Origin of the sequence: Cupriavidus basilensis OR16, assembly GCF_000243095.1 — a bacterium.
GTDB classification, from domain to species: domain Bacteria; phylum Pseudomonadota; class Gammaproteobacteria; order Burkholderiales; family Burkholderiaceae; genus Cupriavidus; species Cupriavidus basilensis_D.
Map to the genome: position 1 here is coordinate 19510 of NZ_AHJE01000019.1, position 15964 is coordinate 35473.

Genomic DNA, 15964 nt, shown 5'->3' on the forward strand with positions numbered 1-15964 from the left:
CATGGCGCTCATATCTGCAGGAGCTGGCGGATTGTCATGGCTGATATCGGAGAGGCCAACTTTCAGATGTTCCAGCCAGGTGCGCAAAGTACTGCATGCATTTCTTAGGATCCATCTCTCACCCTTGCAACCGGATTTCACTATTCGCTTGCCCGCAGCGCGAGTAAGCCGAGTAGAACGCGATCGCGTTGCGCCGTCAGGTCGTCGAGCGAACGTTTGCCGGCTTCGTCGAGGACGCCAGCAACGACGGCTTTGCGGACATTGGCATCGATCTGTGGAGACCCCAGAACTTTCCACCAGCCGTTCATGGGCACCGTGAACTGATCGAAGAAATGGTCGATGCCCCCTTGCCCCCCTGCGAGGTGGAACAGTAACGTCGGGCCCATCGCGCCCCAACGCAAGCCCGGGCCCCAGCACACCGCGGTGTCCGCATCGGCAACGCTCACCACACCCTCCGCGATCAGATGGATCATCTCGCGAAAGAGCGCCGCCTGCAGTCGATTGGCAACGTGGCCCGGAACCTCTTTGCGCAGGCGAATCGTCCTCTTGCCCAGCCCACGATAGAAAGCGCTGACGCGTTCTATCGTCTCTTCCGATGTCTTCGCGCCGCCGACGATCTCGACAAGCGGAATGAGATGCGGCGGATTGAATGGATGGCCGATCACGCACCGCTCAGGATGGTTCGGGCAGGCCGACTGGATCTCGCTCATCGTGAGGCCCGACGAACTCGATGCAATGATCACGTCCTGCGCCAAGGCCTCATCGAGACGCCGATAGAGATCTTTCTTGAAGTCGATTCGCTCCGGGCCGTTTTCCTGAATCAGATCGCTACCGGCGAGGGCGGCGTCGAGGTTGTCGGTGAATTCCAGCTTCGACGGCGCAGCTCCGGACGCGAGGCCCAGTTGCTCCAGTGCAGGCCAGGCGGCCGAGATGAAGTCGTCGAGCTTCTTCTTTGCGTCCGGGGCGATATCGGTGGCGACCACCTCCAGCCCTTTCGCAAGAAACAGCGCAGCCCAGCTCGCGCCGATAACGCCCGTCCCAATGATCGTGACTCGCTTGATTGGCTTGGACATGACAGATGATCTCCGGTAAATTCAAACAAACGCACTGAAGCCGCTGATTGCCTTGCCGACGATCAGCGAGTTCATTTCGCGGGTGCCTTCATAGGAATACAGCGCCTCGGAATCAGCAAAGAAGCGCGCAACGTTATAGTCGAGCACAATACCGTTGCCGCCCAAAATCTCCCGAGCTGACGCCACCGTTTCGCGCATGCGCACCGTGCAGAAGGCCTTGGCAAGCGATGCATGCTCGTCCAGCAGCTTGCCCTGGTCCTGCAATTGCGCAAGCCGTGCGACCATGCATTGCGACGCGGTGATGTTGCCGAGCATTTTGGCGAGGAGGTCCTGCACCATCTGGAATGACGCGATCGGTTTGCCGAACTGCTCGCGGGTCTGCGCGTAGCGCAGCGCATGTTCGTAAGCGCCCATGCTGCAGCCGACGGATTCCCATGCGACGTATTGACGGGTAAGCCGAAGAACCCGCGCCGTATCGCGGAAGGATAGATCTCCCTGGAGGCGGTTCTCTTCGGGTACGCGGCAATGGTCAAGCGTGATGACACCGTTCTGCACGACTCGCAGTGCGATCTTGTTCTCGATTTTTTCTACGGAAAAACCCGCGGTGGTTTTGTTCTCGACGATGAAACCCTTGACCTGATTGTCATCGACATCGCGCGCCCAGATAATCGACAGGTCACACCAGGGCGAATTGCCTATCCACCGCTTCTGACCATTGATGACCCAAGTATCACCTTCTCGCTTGGCCGTTGTCAGTAGGCCCCCGCCGGCGCCCGATCCCACCAGCGGTTCGGTCAATCCGAAGCAGCCGACTTTCTCCAATCGCGCCATGGGCGGCAACCATTTCTGCTTCTGCTCTTCCGAACCGCCGAGATAGATCGATCCCATCGCCAGCCCGCTATGGACCCCATAGAAGGTCGCGATGGACGAGTCGACGCGCGCCAATTCCATGGCGATAAATCCATCGAGAAGCGTGCTGCCGCCAGGGCAGCCGTAGCCTTCGAAGCCGACGCCGACAATATTGAGATCCCGGATCCCGGGAATGAGCTCGAACGGGAACGCGTCATCGGCCCAAAATTTGTTAATCACGGGAGCGACCCGGTTCTCCATGAAGGCACGCACCTGCTTTAGCTGGGCTTGTTCGGTATCACTCAGGAGCTCGTGAATCAGATAGAAGTCGCTGTCGGGGGCCGGAAGCGGGTGGTTTGGCTTCGCGCTAGCAGTCATGATGATTTCCTCAAGGGCGTTGATCAGGATGCGTTCGAGGGGGCGCGCAGATAGTCGTGAACGACTTCTGCGCCCGCGATCGTCAGATCGGTCAGGATATGGATTGCGGATAGAACCTCGAGCACAGGCAGCTTTGCGACGGGCGCGAAACAATGAGGATGCAGTTCCAGAGAGGCAGGCCCGGTCCAGGCTCCTTTCACCGTGATGTCGGTCACGTAATACTTGACCAGTTCGCAGACCCGGGCCGACCCATCGACGTGAGGCAGGATTTTCAGCAGGAAGCCCGGTGCCTCGAGCGTCTTCTTGACGGCGGCGAGATCCAGCTGCTCGTATTTGTAAGCCATGGTTGCGGTCACAACCCGCACGCCGTTGTAGTCGAGGGTTCCCACCAGCGCATCGTTGCGGATTTCGAGCTTCGGTTGCGCGAGCACTTTCGGAAAGCCGAGCAACTCACGGCCGGAAGCGATGCCGGCTTCATTGTCGAGGTACATGGCGTGGGTGAAGCCGCCGGACACGCCGTTGAACGTCACCGGAACGACTTGACCGGTCTCGGTATAGGAACCTAGCCCACTAGAATCGGGCATGCTGATGAACTCGTATTTGACAATAGGCTCGGCCGGAAGCAGCGGCGCAGGCACAAAGCCGGCAAGCGCTTTTGGATCGGTACGATAGGTAATGATGATCGTTTCGCGATCGACGAACCGGAAAGGAAATTTGGGATAGGCTGGGCTGCTGATCGGCATCGCGTAAGCGCGGTCGCGGATTTCGTCTTCAGTCATGGAAAGCTCCGAGTGTGCGGTGGGGCTGTAGCCCGTCAGTGGCTTGCCGCCAGAGGTGTTCGTTCAAATCGTTAAACGCGAGCAGATTCAGACCGAGTCTTCGAAGCGCGCGACTACGCCCGCGTCGTGAAGGCGTGCGATTTCGCTCTCGTTGAAGCCCATCTCTTTCAGGATCTCCGCGCCGTGTTCGCCAAGTTGCGGCGCGGCGCACGGCTTGACCTTCTGCTCTCCCATGATCTGGATCGGATTGCTGACCGTTCGCATGGCGGGCTTGCCCGGCACTTCGAGCGGCACGACTATCCCATTGGCCGCCAACTGGGGGTCGTGAATGATCTCCTCGGCAACCTGCACGACACCAAAAATCACGCGTGCGGCGGTGAGTGTCTGCTTCCAGAAGGCAAGAGGCTGGCTGGCGAACAACGGGTCGAGAATTTCGACCAGTGCCGCCGCGTTGTCGGTACGCCGGTCATCGGTAAAGCGCAGGTCCTCCAGAAGCTCGGGCATGCCAATGGCGCGGGTGAAGACAGGCCAGTCCTTGCGTTGGGCCGCGACCAGCAGGATCCAGCGCCCGTCGGCTGTCTGATAAGGGTTGAGCAGCGCGTTGGGCGGATTCTTTCGATCGTGCTGGGCGAAGAACCGACCGCCATTGAGACCGCCCTCGACCCATGCCGCTGCTGCCCAGATACCATTGGCGATCAGAGAAGTCGACACATGGCTGCCTTTTCCGGTCGTGGCGCGCACATAGAGCGCCGTGACGATCGCGGCATAGAGTGTCGTTGCTGTAGCGTGGTCGCCAATCCCGGGAATGGGAAGCGTCGGCGGGCTGCCGGCATCGTGGGTGACCTCCATGAGGCCGGAGCGTGCCCAATAGGCCGTGACATCGAAACCCGGGGTGTCGGCCTCGGGCCCCTCGGAACCATAGCCGGTAATGTCTGCGTAGATCAGCTTTGGGTTGAGCGGCGAAAGGGCCGCGTAGGTCACGCCCAAAGAGGCCTTCACGCGTGGCGGGAAGTTGACGACCACAACATCTGCCCACTGAACAAGCCGCACCAGTACTTCTCTGGCTTCACTGGACTTGAGGTCGATGGCGATGCTGCGTTTGTTGCGGTTCGTCAACTGCCAGGCGTAGTTTGTGTTGGCCACCGGGTTCGGCGGCATGGTCGAGAAGAGGCGGTAGACATCGCCCGTACCCGGCGGCTCGATCTTGATGACGTCTGCGCCGAAGTCGGCCAGAATCGTCGTGGCTGCGGGGCCCGCAATGTAGCTCGCGAGATCGAGCACCTTGAGACCTGAAAAAACGTGTTGTCCGTCAATCATGAGAGTGCTCTCGATTCGGTTTTAGGTTTGAACTCTATGCAAGTGGAAGCTCGTCCGGGTCGCGAGCCGGAACAGCGAAGAGCCGTCACGTCTCAGCGACCCTGGGACTTCGGCGGGCGCTTCTCGAGAAAGGCGGTGCTCCCTTGTTGTCCTCGGCCGCGGCGCATGGAGCGAAAAGTTTCCCTTCCGGGGAGTTGTCGGCGATCAGATTGAGTGTGTCGCCCACGATGCCGTAGCAGCGCTTGACCCCCGCTTGCTCGGGGACTTCGATGATGACTTCCGCAACTTTCTTGCCCACGTTTGTCTCCTGAACGGCATCGGCCTCAACATGGTTACCGTGCATTGATGGTAGCTGGCACGAGTGAAATACGCCTATTACATAAATCCAGTACAAGGGGTCTACGTGGCCCGCGCGCGTCGAATGGGAACTTGGGCAGAGCAAGGTGAGGCAATAAAAAGTACGCGAGTTCCGCACTTCTTCAATGGAGCCAGGAGCCGCTAACAAAACCGCTTCATCGAAGCTCGAATGAGTATGAGCCTCGTCACGTCACGTCACGTCACGTCACGTCACGTCACGTCACGTCACGGTAGCGTAAGCCAGGCGTTTGATGATCTGCGCGGCGCGGCGCGCAGACTTGCGAGAATTGCGCTTTGTCGTAGCCCATCCGCGCCGAGACCGGCTCTTCGGTTAGGTAGAAGGTGCCGCCGAATCCGCAGCATTCGTCCGGCCGCGCCGGGGTGGTGAACTCGATGTCTATCACCTTCTGCAGCAGCGACAGTGGCCTCGAGAAGAACGGCTCGTCGAGCTCCGACATCCTCGAAGTACGCCTCCAGATGCGGGTTCAGACCGCAGGCCCGGCGTGGCTGCGGCCGCCGGGTTCAGGCATTGAGCGGATCAATCTGCTGCGACCAGGGGCCGTGGCCCACTGCTTGCACTGGCCCCAAGACCCTGCGCAAACCCAGGCACTGCCTCGACTGAAGGCCCCGCAGCAAGTAACTTGAAGATGTAATAGATGCCCGTGCCGAAGACCGCGCAGTAGACCAGCACGAAGATCATCAACGAAATGCTGACGCTCTGGCTCGTGACGGGAGACACCGCCTGGGCCGTCCGAAGATAGCCATAGACCACGAACGGTTGGCGGCCGACCTCCGTCGTGATCCAGCCGGCGATCAGCGCTATGAATCCAGCCGGGCCCATCGCAACCGAAAATCGGTGGAAGAGTCGATTCTCGAAAATTCTCCCCTTGCGACGCAACAACAGGCCGGTCAATGCCAGCAACACCATCAGCATGCCAAGACCCGCCATCAGGCGAAACGCCCAGAAAATGATGGACGAATCAGGCCGGTCCTCTTTCGGAAATTCCTTGAGCCCTTTGATTTCGCCATCCCAGGTATGGGTCAGAATGAGGCTTCCCAGACGCGGTATCTGGATTGCGTATTTGGTCACTTCGTCGTTCATGTCCGGGAACCCAATGAGGTTGAGCGCCGTGCCCCCCTTCTCCGTTTCCCATAGACCCTCGATCGCGGCAATCTTTGCCGGCTGATACTTACGGGTATTGAGCCCATGCTGGTCGCCAACCACCATCTGCACTGGCGCCAGAATCAACAGCATCCACAAGGCCATCGAGAACATAGTCTTGACCATAGGATCGCGTCTGCCTTTAAGCAGGTGCCATCCACCGGTTCCGGACACGAGCAACGCCGCCACGATGAACGCTGCGATGGACATGTGGGCAAGCCGATAGGGAAAGGACGGATTGAAAACGATCTTGAACCAGTCGACCGGTACTACATGACCGTCTGAAATGCTGAATCCTTGCGGTGTTTGCATCCAGCTATTGGACGCCAGGATCCAGAACGTCGAGATCAAGGTGCCCATCGCTACCAGCACTGTGGCACCGAAGTGTGCACTTCGGCCTACCTTCTCCCAACCGAACAACATCACGCCCAGGAATCCCGCCTCCAGGAAGAAGGCGGTCATGACTTCATAGGTCAGAAGGGGTCCCGTTATCGGTCCCGCGAACGCGGAAAAGCGCGCCCAGTTCGTCCCGAACTGGTAGGCCATCACCACGCCGGAGACCACGCCCATGCCGAATCCGAGAGCGAAGACCTTTGACCAGTAGATGCACAGCACTTTGTAATGGAGCTTTCCCGTCTTGAGCCACGCGCCTTCGAGCACAGCGATGAAACTCGCCAGCCCGATGCTCATTGCCGGGAAGATGATGTGGAAAGACACAGTGAAGGCAAACTGAAGCCTGGACAGATCAAGTGCATTCAATTCCATCGTGAGTCACCTCGATGAACGCTCGACCACCAAGCGCCCTGCTGCATGAAGGGAAACGGATTACCTTAGAAGAAAGGTCGGTTTTAGATCTAAAGGGTGATCGAGGGTGGATAACGCGGCGCCCGCGCGCATGAGACCCGTACCTGTCTCTAAACGGGGACGACAGCTAAGCTCAGGCCCGTTTCAGCGTGTCGACATCTGTCCCAACGCGCCACGGATAACTCCGGGGGGCTTCAGTGTCCTACCTTTGCATTGATGGTATGCATTGGAAGCATGGGCGGCTAGTACATAAAGCTGTAGTCGATTCTGGTTTCGTCAAACAGAACTGACGGCGAAGCGGCGAGGTGTTGCTGATCACCGGCGATGTCCAGGCTTTCATCTGCCGTGACGCCGTCGATATACCTTCCTGCGCGACGCTTCTTCGACGTCGCCAAGGCGCAGAAGACGCCGGGGTTGGCCGCGCAGGCGCCGGCGTGGATCGCCAGGCTGTACCACTAGCCCAACTCGTGCCGTTGACGAGCGACGAGACGACGCCAGCTCGGTACTGCGCCGCGACATTGATTGCGATCCCGGGCTCCACGCATAGTCTAAAAATTGAGATAGAATGAGAAGCCAACCCCTAACCGAACCGGTTTCCGAGGCGGAAGCACAACCTGTTGAAGCGAACGGACCTGTACGCCGCGTACTTTTACGACCGCGTGACCGGGCGGCCGCATGCCGACACGTTCGGCACCGGCATGCGGCATCGGTTCTAGGCAAGGCACGGCTTGGTCCACTGCGCGAACCCGCGCCACGTTACGTCCCAAGCCCGGTTGACGAATACGGAATTGACTCCAGTTTCATGTAATAGCATTCCGACCTCCTGCCGGCTACCCTCAAAGCCGGTCTGCGCTAACTGTTGTCCAGACAAAGAAAGCAACTCGGCCCCAGATCAACTTTCTCAAGGGTCTACCCGCCGATTCCCCGGTTGCCCGAGGGTGGGTTGAAGCGAGTGTCATCACGGCAGATGCAGTATCGTCAGCGTTATGGTCTTACGAAGCCCCCCATGATTTCCGTTGCAATGTCTCAGATAGTCCCACTCCACAGCAACCCGGCGTTCTACGAACTCCTCGCCGACAGCTACGCCCGGCTGCTCTGTCAACCGCTTGTTCCGCAGGGCATGCCGGTGCCCGAGGCTACCAAATGGCTCTATGAGTGCGCCCCGTTCGCGGTGCTCGCGCACAATACCGATCCCGACCCGCTCTTCATCTACGGCAATAAGAGCGCTCAGCGCCGCTTCGAATATAGCTGGGATGAAATCACCCGCCTGCCGTCGCGCCTCTCAGCCGAGCCACAGAATCGCGAGGAGCGGCAGCGGTTCCTCGCGCGTGTACAACACATCGGCTACGAAGCTGGCTACGGGGGCGTGCGCATCACCAAATCCGGCCGACGCTTCATGATCGAAGAGGCCACGCTGTGGCAACTCCTGGGCACGGATGGGAAGGTGCACGGCCAGGCGGTCATCATCCCGCGAACGCGCGACATCTGACCGGCATTCCGGCTGATTCTGTGTCTGGCCTAAAGCACAGGTAAAGGAGGGTTAGCAACGGCTGATCTGAAGCGGAGATGGCGAACAACAGCAGGGATTCATATTCAGATCCATGACCCCTGCGAACTTCCGCGATGACCGGCGCATGGAATAAAAAAGCACCATTTGCGGGCGCGGCGCACCATCATTGCGCAATCCGATCTTGGCAGCACCATCGGTCTAATAATGATTCTTGTTGGAGCACGATGCCGCTATCAAAATAGCGGCCGTCACAGTAATCATGACGAAACCGGCATCGCAATCGACACGCAATTTAGGGAGATAAGATGTGAAACCCGGTGGTGCCAACCGACATGAGTGTACTTTGGATGGCTCATATCGTATTCTCTGATGCTTGTTTCGACAGCAGTAACGAGTCGATAGCAGGTGCTCGATCGTCGCCAGCCAACCTGGCCGCGCGCAACCTTCCAGCGCTTTCGTGGGGCACATAAATGACCTCACTCTTGAAGGTGTCCCAGGCCGGCCGCTCACGGCTCGGGCAAGGACTAGAATCGACCGGCATACCATGAACCCGATTGAACTCGATGCGGTTCACGCCCCGTGCCTCCACGAGCGCGACCGAATAGCCCTTGCTCCCGAAGATGACGGCTGCAAGCCCCTCGAGAGTCTCCTCGATGCACCGATGTATTCGGGGATATTCCTACGCCTCGCTATTGGCATAGCGTCGGCATTGGGCGAAGTCCACCAGGGCGGGCTCGTGCACAGGGACGTCAAGCCCGCCAACATCCTGGTGAATCCCGACAGTGGTGAAGTCCGGCTCACGGGCTTCGGCCTCGCCTCGCGCCTTGCGCGAGAGCGTCAACGATCCGAACCGCCCGAGTCCATCGCCGGTACGCTCGCCTATATGGCGCCCGAGCAGACAGGGCGGATGAGTCGTTCGGTCGACTCCCGCAGCGATCTCTACGCGTTCGGTGTGACGCTCTACCAGATGCTCACGGGATATCTGCCCTTCGCTGCCGCCGATCCGATGGAATGGATACACTGCCACATCGCAAGAGAGGCAGTGCCACCGCAAGAGCGCGTGGACCACGTGGCGCCAGTCCTCTCAGCGATCGTGATGAAGCTGCTCGCCAAAACGGCGGAGGAGCGCTATCAGACCGCGGCAGGCGTTGAAGCGGACCTGCGACGCTGTCTTGCGCAATGGGAAACCGAGCGACGCATCGGCGAATTCCCGCTCGGCGAGCGCGACATGCCGGACCAGTTGATGATTCCGGAGAAACTGTACGGGCGATCGCGCGAGGTCGAGACCCTGCTCGCCGCCTTCGAGCACATCGTCGAAAACGGGGCGCCTGAGCTGGTGCTGGTCTCGGGATATTCCGGAATCGGCAAGTCCGCCATCGTCAACGAACTGCACCAGGCGCTGGTACCGTCGCGGGGGCTTTTCGCGGCGGGCAAGTTCGACCAGTACAAACGCGACATGCCATATTCGACGCTAGCGCAAGCCTTTCGGAGTCTGTTACGGCCGCTGCTTGGCAAAAGCGAGGCGGAGCTGGGACCCTGGCGTGACGCTCTTCGCGAGGCGCTGGGATCGAATGCAGGACTTGTCGTGGATCTCGTTCCCGAAGTGGAGCTCATCATCGGAGCGCAGCCGCCAGTCCCGGATTTGCCTCCGCGAGACGCGCAACGCCGAGTTCAGCTAGCGCTCAGTCGGTTTATCGGCGTTTTCGCCCGGCCAGAACATCCGCTGGTGCTCTTCCTCGATGACTTGCAATGGATCGACGCGGCGACGCTCGACCTGCTGGAGGACCTGTTGACCCGGTCCCGTCCGCAGAACCTCATGCTAATCGGCGCCTATCGCGATAACGAAGTCAATTCCGCGCATCCGCTGACGTGCAAGCTCGATGCCATCAAGACCGCCGGCGGAGCGTTGGTGGAGATCAAGTTGGCGCCGCTTGCGCAGGACCATCTTGAGCAGTTGATCGCGGACGCGCTTCGCTGCGGGCCAGAGCGTGCCACCCCGCTCGCGCAACTGGTGCTGGACAAGACCGCCGGCAATCCATTCTTCGCTATTCAGTTCATTTCTTCGCTTGCCGAAGAGGGAATGCTTAGCTTCGATCACGATGCGGCGCGCTGGTCCTGGGACCTAGATCGCATCCATACGAAGGGCTATACCGACAATGTGGTGGAGCTCATGGTCGGCAAGCTGAATCGCCTGCCCATAGGAACACAGCAAGTACTGCAAACGCTTGCATGCTTGGGTAACGACGCGGCACTCGTCCTGCTGGAGACGGTATCCCAGCGGCCGAGAGGCGAATTCCAGAAACGGCTCCAGGAAGCAATTCGAGCAGGTCTCATTTCCTGCACGGAAGATTCCTGCAGCTTTGTCCACGACCGGGTTCAGGAGGCGGCGTACTCGCTCATCCCGGAAGACGCGCGCGCACAGATCCATCTCCGGATAGGCAGGTTACTCACTGCCTGCTTGCCGCCGGAAAAGCTGCCGGAGATGATCTTCGAGATCGTCAACCAGCTTAACCGCGGCGCACCCCTCATCACGTCACAGGACGAGCGCGAGAGGCTCGCCGAGCTGAACCTGATCGCCGGCAAGCGCGCGAAGGCCTCGTCTGCCTACGCCTCTGCGCTGACGTATCTCAGCGCCGGCACGGTGCTGATAGGGGAGGATTCGTGGGAGCGCCGGCAGGAGCTTGCCTTCGCCCTGGAACTGCATGGGGCCGACTGCGAGCTCTGGACGGGCGCACTGCCGTCCGCGGAGGAACGTCTCGCGGCGCTTGCAACGCGCGCTGCCGACACGGTCCAACGTGCGGCCGTCGCGAGCCGGCGCGTGGATCTTTACACGATGCTCGGGGCTAGCGACCGCGCGGTCGCCGTCGGTTTGGAATACCTCCGGCATGTGGGCATCGATTGGGCAGCGCATCCCACCCAACTGGAAGCGTGTCGCGAGTACGATCGGATCTGGACGCTGGTGGGAAGGCGGGCGATCGAGGATCTCATCGACCTCCCGCTGATGAAGGATCCAGAGTCTCTTGCTACGCTCGACGTGCTCACCACGCTTGGACCGCCAACGTTACACACCGACGAGAATTTGTACGCGCTCACCACCTGCAGGGCGGTGAATCTCAGCCTGGAGCGTGGCAACAGCGACGCCGCACCTGCGCATTACGCCGCGGTCGGGCTTATCGCCGGCGACCGCTTCGGCCATTACGACGCAGGTTATCGACTTGGAAAGATGGCCTGCGATCTGACCGAACGCCGCGGATTGAGGCGCTTGGGAGGGAAGACCTATTCGGTCTTCGCGCTCTTGGTACCTTGGACACGACCGCTCCGGGAAAGTGTCGACCCGGCTCGACGTGCCTTTCAGATGGCGAACGAACAAGGCGACCCGACGTTTGCTGCATACGCCTGCCGCAAAATCAGTCCCATTCTTCTCGCTTTGGGTGATCCACTCGATCGGGTTGAGCGTGAAGCCGAGCACGGCTTGGAGTTTGCGCGCACGGTGGGTTTTGAATACGCTGCCGACATGATCTTCGCCCCGCTCGCGCTCGTCCGCACGCTCCGTGGCGAAACCGCGAAATTCGGCTCGCTCGAGGTTGGCCCGTTCACAGAGCGCTCGTTCGAGGCGCGCCTCACCGGTCACCCCGCTCTGGCCTTGCCTGAATGTTTCTACTGGATCCGAAAGCTGCAGGCGGGCTTCTTCGCTGGCGACTACGCATCGGCTATCGATGCCGCGGAAAAGGCGGAACGATGTTTTTCGACGTCAGCGTCGCTTTCGGTCATGCTGTTGGAGAGGGCGGACTACCATTTCTATGCCGCCCTCTCCCGGGCCGCCTGCTGCGAACCCATGGGCCCCGATCCCTATGCGAAATATCGAGACGCGCTGTCGACACATGACCGACAACTCCGGGCATGGGCGGAAAACTGCCCTCAGAACTTCGAGGATCGTGCATTGTTGGTCGGCGCGGAGATTGCGCGCATCAAGGGGCGCCTGCCCGACGCAATGGATCTGTACGAGCGAGCCATTCGCTCTGCGCGTTCGAATGGTTTCGTTCAGAACGAGGCGCTGTCCTACGAACTGGCTGCCCGCTGCTACGCGGCGCGCGGCCTTGAGGAAATTGCGCATCTCTACCTGGGAAACGCACGGCGTGCCTATCTGCGGTGGGGAGCCTATGGGAAGGTGCGACAACTCGATCAGCTCTTTCCGGGACTAAGGCAGGACAGGCAGGACGATCGTGCCCCGGGCCCCGCCGGCACGATCGACGCGCCGGTTGAAGATCTGGATCTCGCCACTGTGATCAAAGTGTCGCAGGCAGTATCGAGCGAGATCGTCCCGGAAAAGCTCATCGAATCGCTGTTGCGTACGGCCATCGAGCACGCCGGCGCGGAACGTGGGCTGCTGATTCGCCCTCGTGACAGCGAATTCCTGATCCAGGCGGAAGCGAAGACTTGCGGCAACTCCGTGACGGTCAACCTGCGAGAGACGCCAATTTCCGCGGACGCCCTTCCCGAGTCGGTGGTACGTTATGCCGCGCGTACCCGGGAGATCGTGATTCTCGACGATACTTCAGTCCCGAGTCCGCATTCCAACGATGCGTACATCGGTGCTCAGGGCGTCCGATCGGTACTCTGCCTGCCGTTGATGAAGCAGGGTGCGCTGGTTGGGCTGCTGTACCTGGAAAACAGGCTTGCTCCAGGCTTTTTTACGCCCGGCAGGATTGCTGTCCTGAAGGTACTTGCTTCCCAGGCGGCAATTTCGCTCGAAAACAGCGGCCTGTACCGCGAGCTTCAGAAGCGGGAGGCGGAGATCCGCCGCCTGGTCGACGCTAACATCGTCGGGATCCTGATGGTGGACCGGGAAGGTCGGATTCTTGAGGCCAATGACGCGTTCCTGCGCATTGTCGGGTACCAGCGCGAGGATCTCGTTTCGGGTCGGTTGCGGTGGACCGACCTGACACCTCCCGAATCACTCGCCCATGAACGCGAACAAATCTTGCCGCAGCTCGAGCTGACCGGCAGCGTGCAACCCTTCGAAAAGGAGTATATCCATAAGGATGGTCACCGCGTTCCAGTGCTCGTCGGGGCGGCCGCATTTGACGACGAACACCGGCGTGGCGTGGCTTTTGTCGTCGACATGACCGAGCGTAAGCGAGCGGAGGACGAACTGCGACGCAGCCGCCAGTACCTGGCGGAGGCGCAGAAAGTCAGCCACACCGGAAGCTGGGCATGGTGCCCCGCCTCGAAAGCCATGCTGTACTGGTCGGAGGAGTGCTATCGCATTCTCGGGTACTACCCGGCGCAAGGGATGCCTTCATTCGCCTCCGCCCTCGAACGCTTTCATCCAGAGGACCGGCCCGGAATCCTGGAAAAGCTGGTCCGATACGTGCGCGACGGAGTGGAGTTCGAAGTCGAGTGCCGCCTGCTCTTGCCAGGCGGCAACGTGCGCTACATCCGCATCCTGGCGCATCCCGTGCTGGCAGCCTCCGGCGACCTGGTCGAATACATTGGCACCGTCATAGACGTCACGGAGCAGAAGCGCGCAGAGGAGGAGCGCGAGGAACACCTATGGTTCCTTGAGTGCATGGACCGCATCAACCGCGCCATGCAGCGAACGAACGAGGTCGAGGGCATGACGCGCGGCGTGCTTGAGGAGGCGCTGGCGATCTTCAATTGCGATCGGGCCTGGCTGGTATATCCCTGCGATCCCGATGCGCCGACGTGTCGCGCGGTGATGGAGCATACGCATCCGGACTATCCGGGCGCCTTCGCGCTCGGCCAGGAACTGCCGGTGGATGCCCGGGCGGCGGAATCCCTGCACGACATGCTGCACGCCCCAGGGGCGGTGGTGGATCCAGGCATCCCGCCGGAGATTCGCCACCGATTCAACATCTTGTCGACGATCGCGATCGCGGTTCGCCCCAGGGGCGAAAGGCCGTACCTGTTCGGGCTGCATCAGTGCTCGCATTTGCGCTCCTGGACCACCGTGGAGCGGCGGCTGTTCGAGGAGATTGGCAGACGCCTGGAAGATGCGTTGACGAGCGCGCTCGCGCACCGCAACCTGCTCGTAAGCGAGGACGCGCTGCGCACGAGTGAGGAACGCTTCCGAACCCTGGTCGACCACGCAACGGATGCCATTTTCCTGTACGACCAGGAGGGCATCGTGCTCGACGTGAACGGTCAGGCGTGCGAGGCGCTGGGTTATACGCGCGAAGAGCTCATCGGCAGGCACACCTGTCAGTTCGACTGCGACATCACGTCGGAAAAGAGCCAGTGGATCAAGAAGCGGCTGCAGGAAGTCGGAAGTGTGACGTTCAATGGCCGCCACCAGCGAAAAGACGGAAGTCTCTTTCCGGTCGAGGTGCGTGCTCGGGCGTTCAACCGCGGTGGGCGCCTTTTCGCCATCGCGCTCGTCAGCGACATCACCGATCGCAGGCGCCGCGAGCAGCGCCTGCTCGCGGAATTCCGCGTCGCGCACACGCTGTCGGAAGCCGGCTCGCTCGAGGAGGCTGTACCCCGCATTCTGCGCGAAACGTGTGAGGCACTCGAGTGGGATTGTGGCGCGTACTGGCGCGTCGATCCGGAAGCGGGCGTCCTTGCGTGCGTGCAAACATGGCCCTCGGCCACCTTCGCGCGGGCTGGTTCCGAGTTGGTGTCGAGGACGACCGGCCTCGGCATGGGGCTCCCCGGGCAAGTATGGCTGAGCGGCGCACCAATATGCATACCCGACATGGCTCTCAATCGGGAGTTCCAGCGGACAGAATCTGCCGCGAAGGGAGGGCTCCACGCGGCCTCCGCCTTCCCGATCACGCTCAAGAGCGGCGTAGTGGGCGTGATCGAATTCTTCAGCCGCGAGGTCCGCGACGCCGATCCCGAGTTCTTGCAGATGATGACCGCCGTCGGCTGCCAGGTCGGGCAATTCATCGAGCGCACGCGAGCGGAAGACGCGCTGCGACATGCGCGGGAAGAGCTTGCGCAGGCGTCACGAATGGCGACAGTGGCCGAGTTGTCTGCGTCCATCGCCCACGAAATCAATCAACCGCTGCAGGCCGTCGTGGCCCATGGGCAAGCGTGCCGGCGCTGGCTCGCTGCTACGCCGCCCGACATCGACAAAGCCCGACTCAGCGCCGAAGCCATCGTCCATGACGGAAAAGCCACGGCGGAGGTGATAAGCCGCATTCGGGCGCTGTTCAAGCGCACGGCTCCAGCAAAGGTCGAACTTGACATCAATCAGTTGATACTTCAGGTCTGCACTCTGATGGCTGTCGACATTCAGGCGAACGTGATCTCGCTCGAGACTCAGCTAGCCCAAGACGTGCCTTTGATCAGAGCCGATGCGGTGCAGATTCAGCAGGTGATCGTCAACCTTGTGCGCAACGCCATCGAGGCATTGTCAGCGACGGTGGAACTACCGAAGTCGCTCTTGATCTGCTCTCGGCGCGACGGGGACAACGTGGTGGTGGTCAACGTTCAGGATGAAGGCGTGGGGCTGGCGAATCTGGGGACGGTATTTGAGCCATTTATCACCACAAAGGAAACGGGCATGGGCATGGGGCTGGCGATCTGTCGGTCGATCGTCGAAGCACACGCCGGCCGCATTTGGGTCGTCCGCAATAAGGTCCGGGGCGTGACCTTCAGCTTCAGCCTGCCGAGTGAGACTTCGGATGCAACATGAAGCCCTGTGGACCCAATGAAATCTCCAAGGCGTTGGTCACGTCGCTGAAGACAGACCCCGCATCGCAGCTCCAAA

At 60.5% G+C, this 15964-nt stretch carries 9 protein-coding genes; 2 read left to right on the top strand and 7 right to left on the bottom strand.

Annotated features, from left to right (window positions below):
• Window positions 1-140: 140 nt before the first annotated feature.
• The 7 genes from OR16_RS07995 to OR16_RS08025 form a co-directional block, all read right to left on the bottom strand.
• On the bottom strand, window positions 141-1073 hold the full coding sequence (locus OR16_RS07995) for a 3-hydroxyacyl-CoA dehydrogenase NAD-binding domain-containing protein (protein WP_006157457.1): 933 nt from the start codon (window positions 1071-1073) through the stop codon (window positions 141-143).
• Window positions 1074-1094: 21 nt separating this feature from the next.
• Entirely contained in the window at window positions 1095-2300 is a 1206-nt protein-coding gene (locus tag OR16_RS08000; protein ID WP_006157459.1) for an acyl-CoA dehydrogenase family protein, read from the bottom strand.
• Between the two features lie 23 nt (window positions 2301-2323).
• Window positions 2324-3079 (bottom strand): acetoacetate decarboxylase, encoded by a 756-nt coding sequence (locus tag OR16_RS08005; RefSeq protein ID WP_006157461.1) that lies wholly within the window; start codon window positions 3077-3079, stop codon window positions 2324-2326.
• Window positions 3080-3166: 87 nt separating this feature from the next.
• Entirely contained in the window at window positions 3167-4396 is a 1230-nt protein-coding gene (locus tag OR16_RS08010) for a CaiB/BaiF CoA transferase family protein (RefSeq protein ID WP_043418958.1), read from the bottom strand.
• A gap of 85 nt (window positions 4397-4481) precedes the next feature.
• Complete coding sequence (locus OR16_RS08015; protein ID WP_141639856.1) at window positions 4482-4694, bottom strand: hypothetical protein; 213 nt, start codon at window positions 4692-4694, stop codon at window positions 4482-4484.
• A gap of 274 nt (window positions 4695-4968) precedes the next feature.
• A complete protein-coding gene (locus tag OR16_RS48145) occupies window positions 4969-5211 on the bottom strand; it encodes a heterodisulfide reductase-related iron-sulfur binding cluster (RefSeq protein ID WP_006157465.1) in 243 nt (80 codons plus the stop codon).
• An 80-nt stretch (window positions 5212-5291) separates the two neighbouring features.
• Window positions 5292-6680 (bottom strand): cytochrome ubiquinol oxidase subunit I, encoded by a 1389-nt coding sequence (locus OR16_RS08025; protein ID WP_006157466.1) that lies wholly within the window; start codon window positions 6678-6680, stop codon window positions 5292-5294.
• A gap of 1045 nt (window positions 6681-7725) precedes the next feature.
• Between OR16_RS08025 and OR16_RS08030 the strand changes: the two genes are divergently transcribed.
• Together OR16_RS08030 and OR16_RS39590 are read left to right on the top strand one after the other, a co-directional pair.
• Entirely contained in the window at window positions 7726-8208 is a 483-nt protein-coding gene (locus tag OR16_RS08030; RefSeq protein ID WP_006157469.1) for an MEKHLA domain-containing protein, read from the top strand.
• 565 nt (window positions 8209-8773) lie between these two features.
• Window positions 8774-15889, top strand: coding sequence for a PAS domain S-box protein (locus OR16_RS39590; protein ID WP_006157470.1), 7116 nt, complete (start codon window positions 8774-8776; stop codon window positions 15887-15889).
• Window positions 15890-15964: the final 75 nt, after the last annotated feature.

Coding starts and splice junctions, on each gene's coding strand:
- OR16_RS07995 (WP_006157457.1), bottom strand. CDS start 1,073: ATGTCCAAGCCAATCAAGCGAGTCACGATCATTGGGACGGGCGTTATC.
- OR16_RS08000 (WP_006157459.1), bottom strand. CDS start 2,300: ATGACTGCTAGCGCGAAGCCAAACCACCCGCTTCCGGCCCCCGACAGC.
- OR16_RS08005 (WP_006157461.1), bottom strand. CDS start 3,079: ATGACTGAAGACGAAATCCGCGACCGCGCTTACGCGATGCCGATCAGC.
- OR16_RS08010 (WP_043418958.1), bottom strand. CDS start 4,396: ATGATTGACGGACAACACGTTTTTTCAGGTCTCAAGGTGCTCGATCTC.
- OR16_RS48145 (WP_006157465.1), bottom strand. CDS start 5,211: ATGTCGGAGCTCGACGAGCCGTTCTTCTCGAGGCCACTGTCGCTGCTG.
- OR16_RS08025 (WP_006157466.1), bottom strand. CDS start 6,680: ATGGAATTGAATGCACTTGATCTGTCCAGGCTTCAGTTTGCCTTCACT.
- OR16_RS08030 (WP_006157469.1), top strand. CDS start 7,726: ATGATTTCCGTTGCAATGTCTCAGATAGTCCCACTCCACAGCAACCCG.
- OR16_RS39590 (WP_006157470.1), top strand. CDS start 8,774: ATGAACCCGATTGAACTCGATGCGGTTCACGCCCCGTGCCTCCACGAG.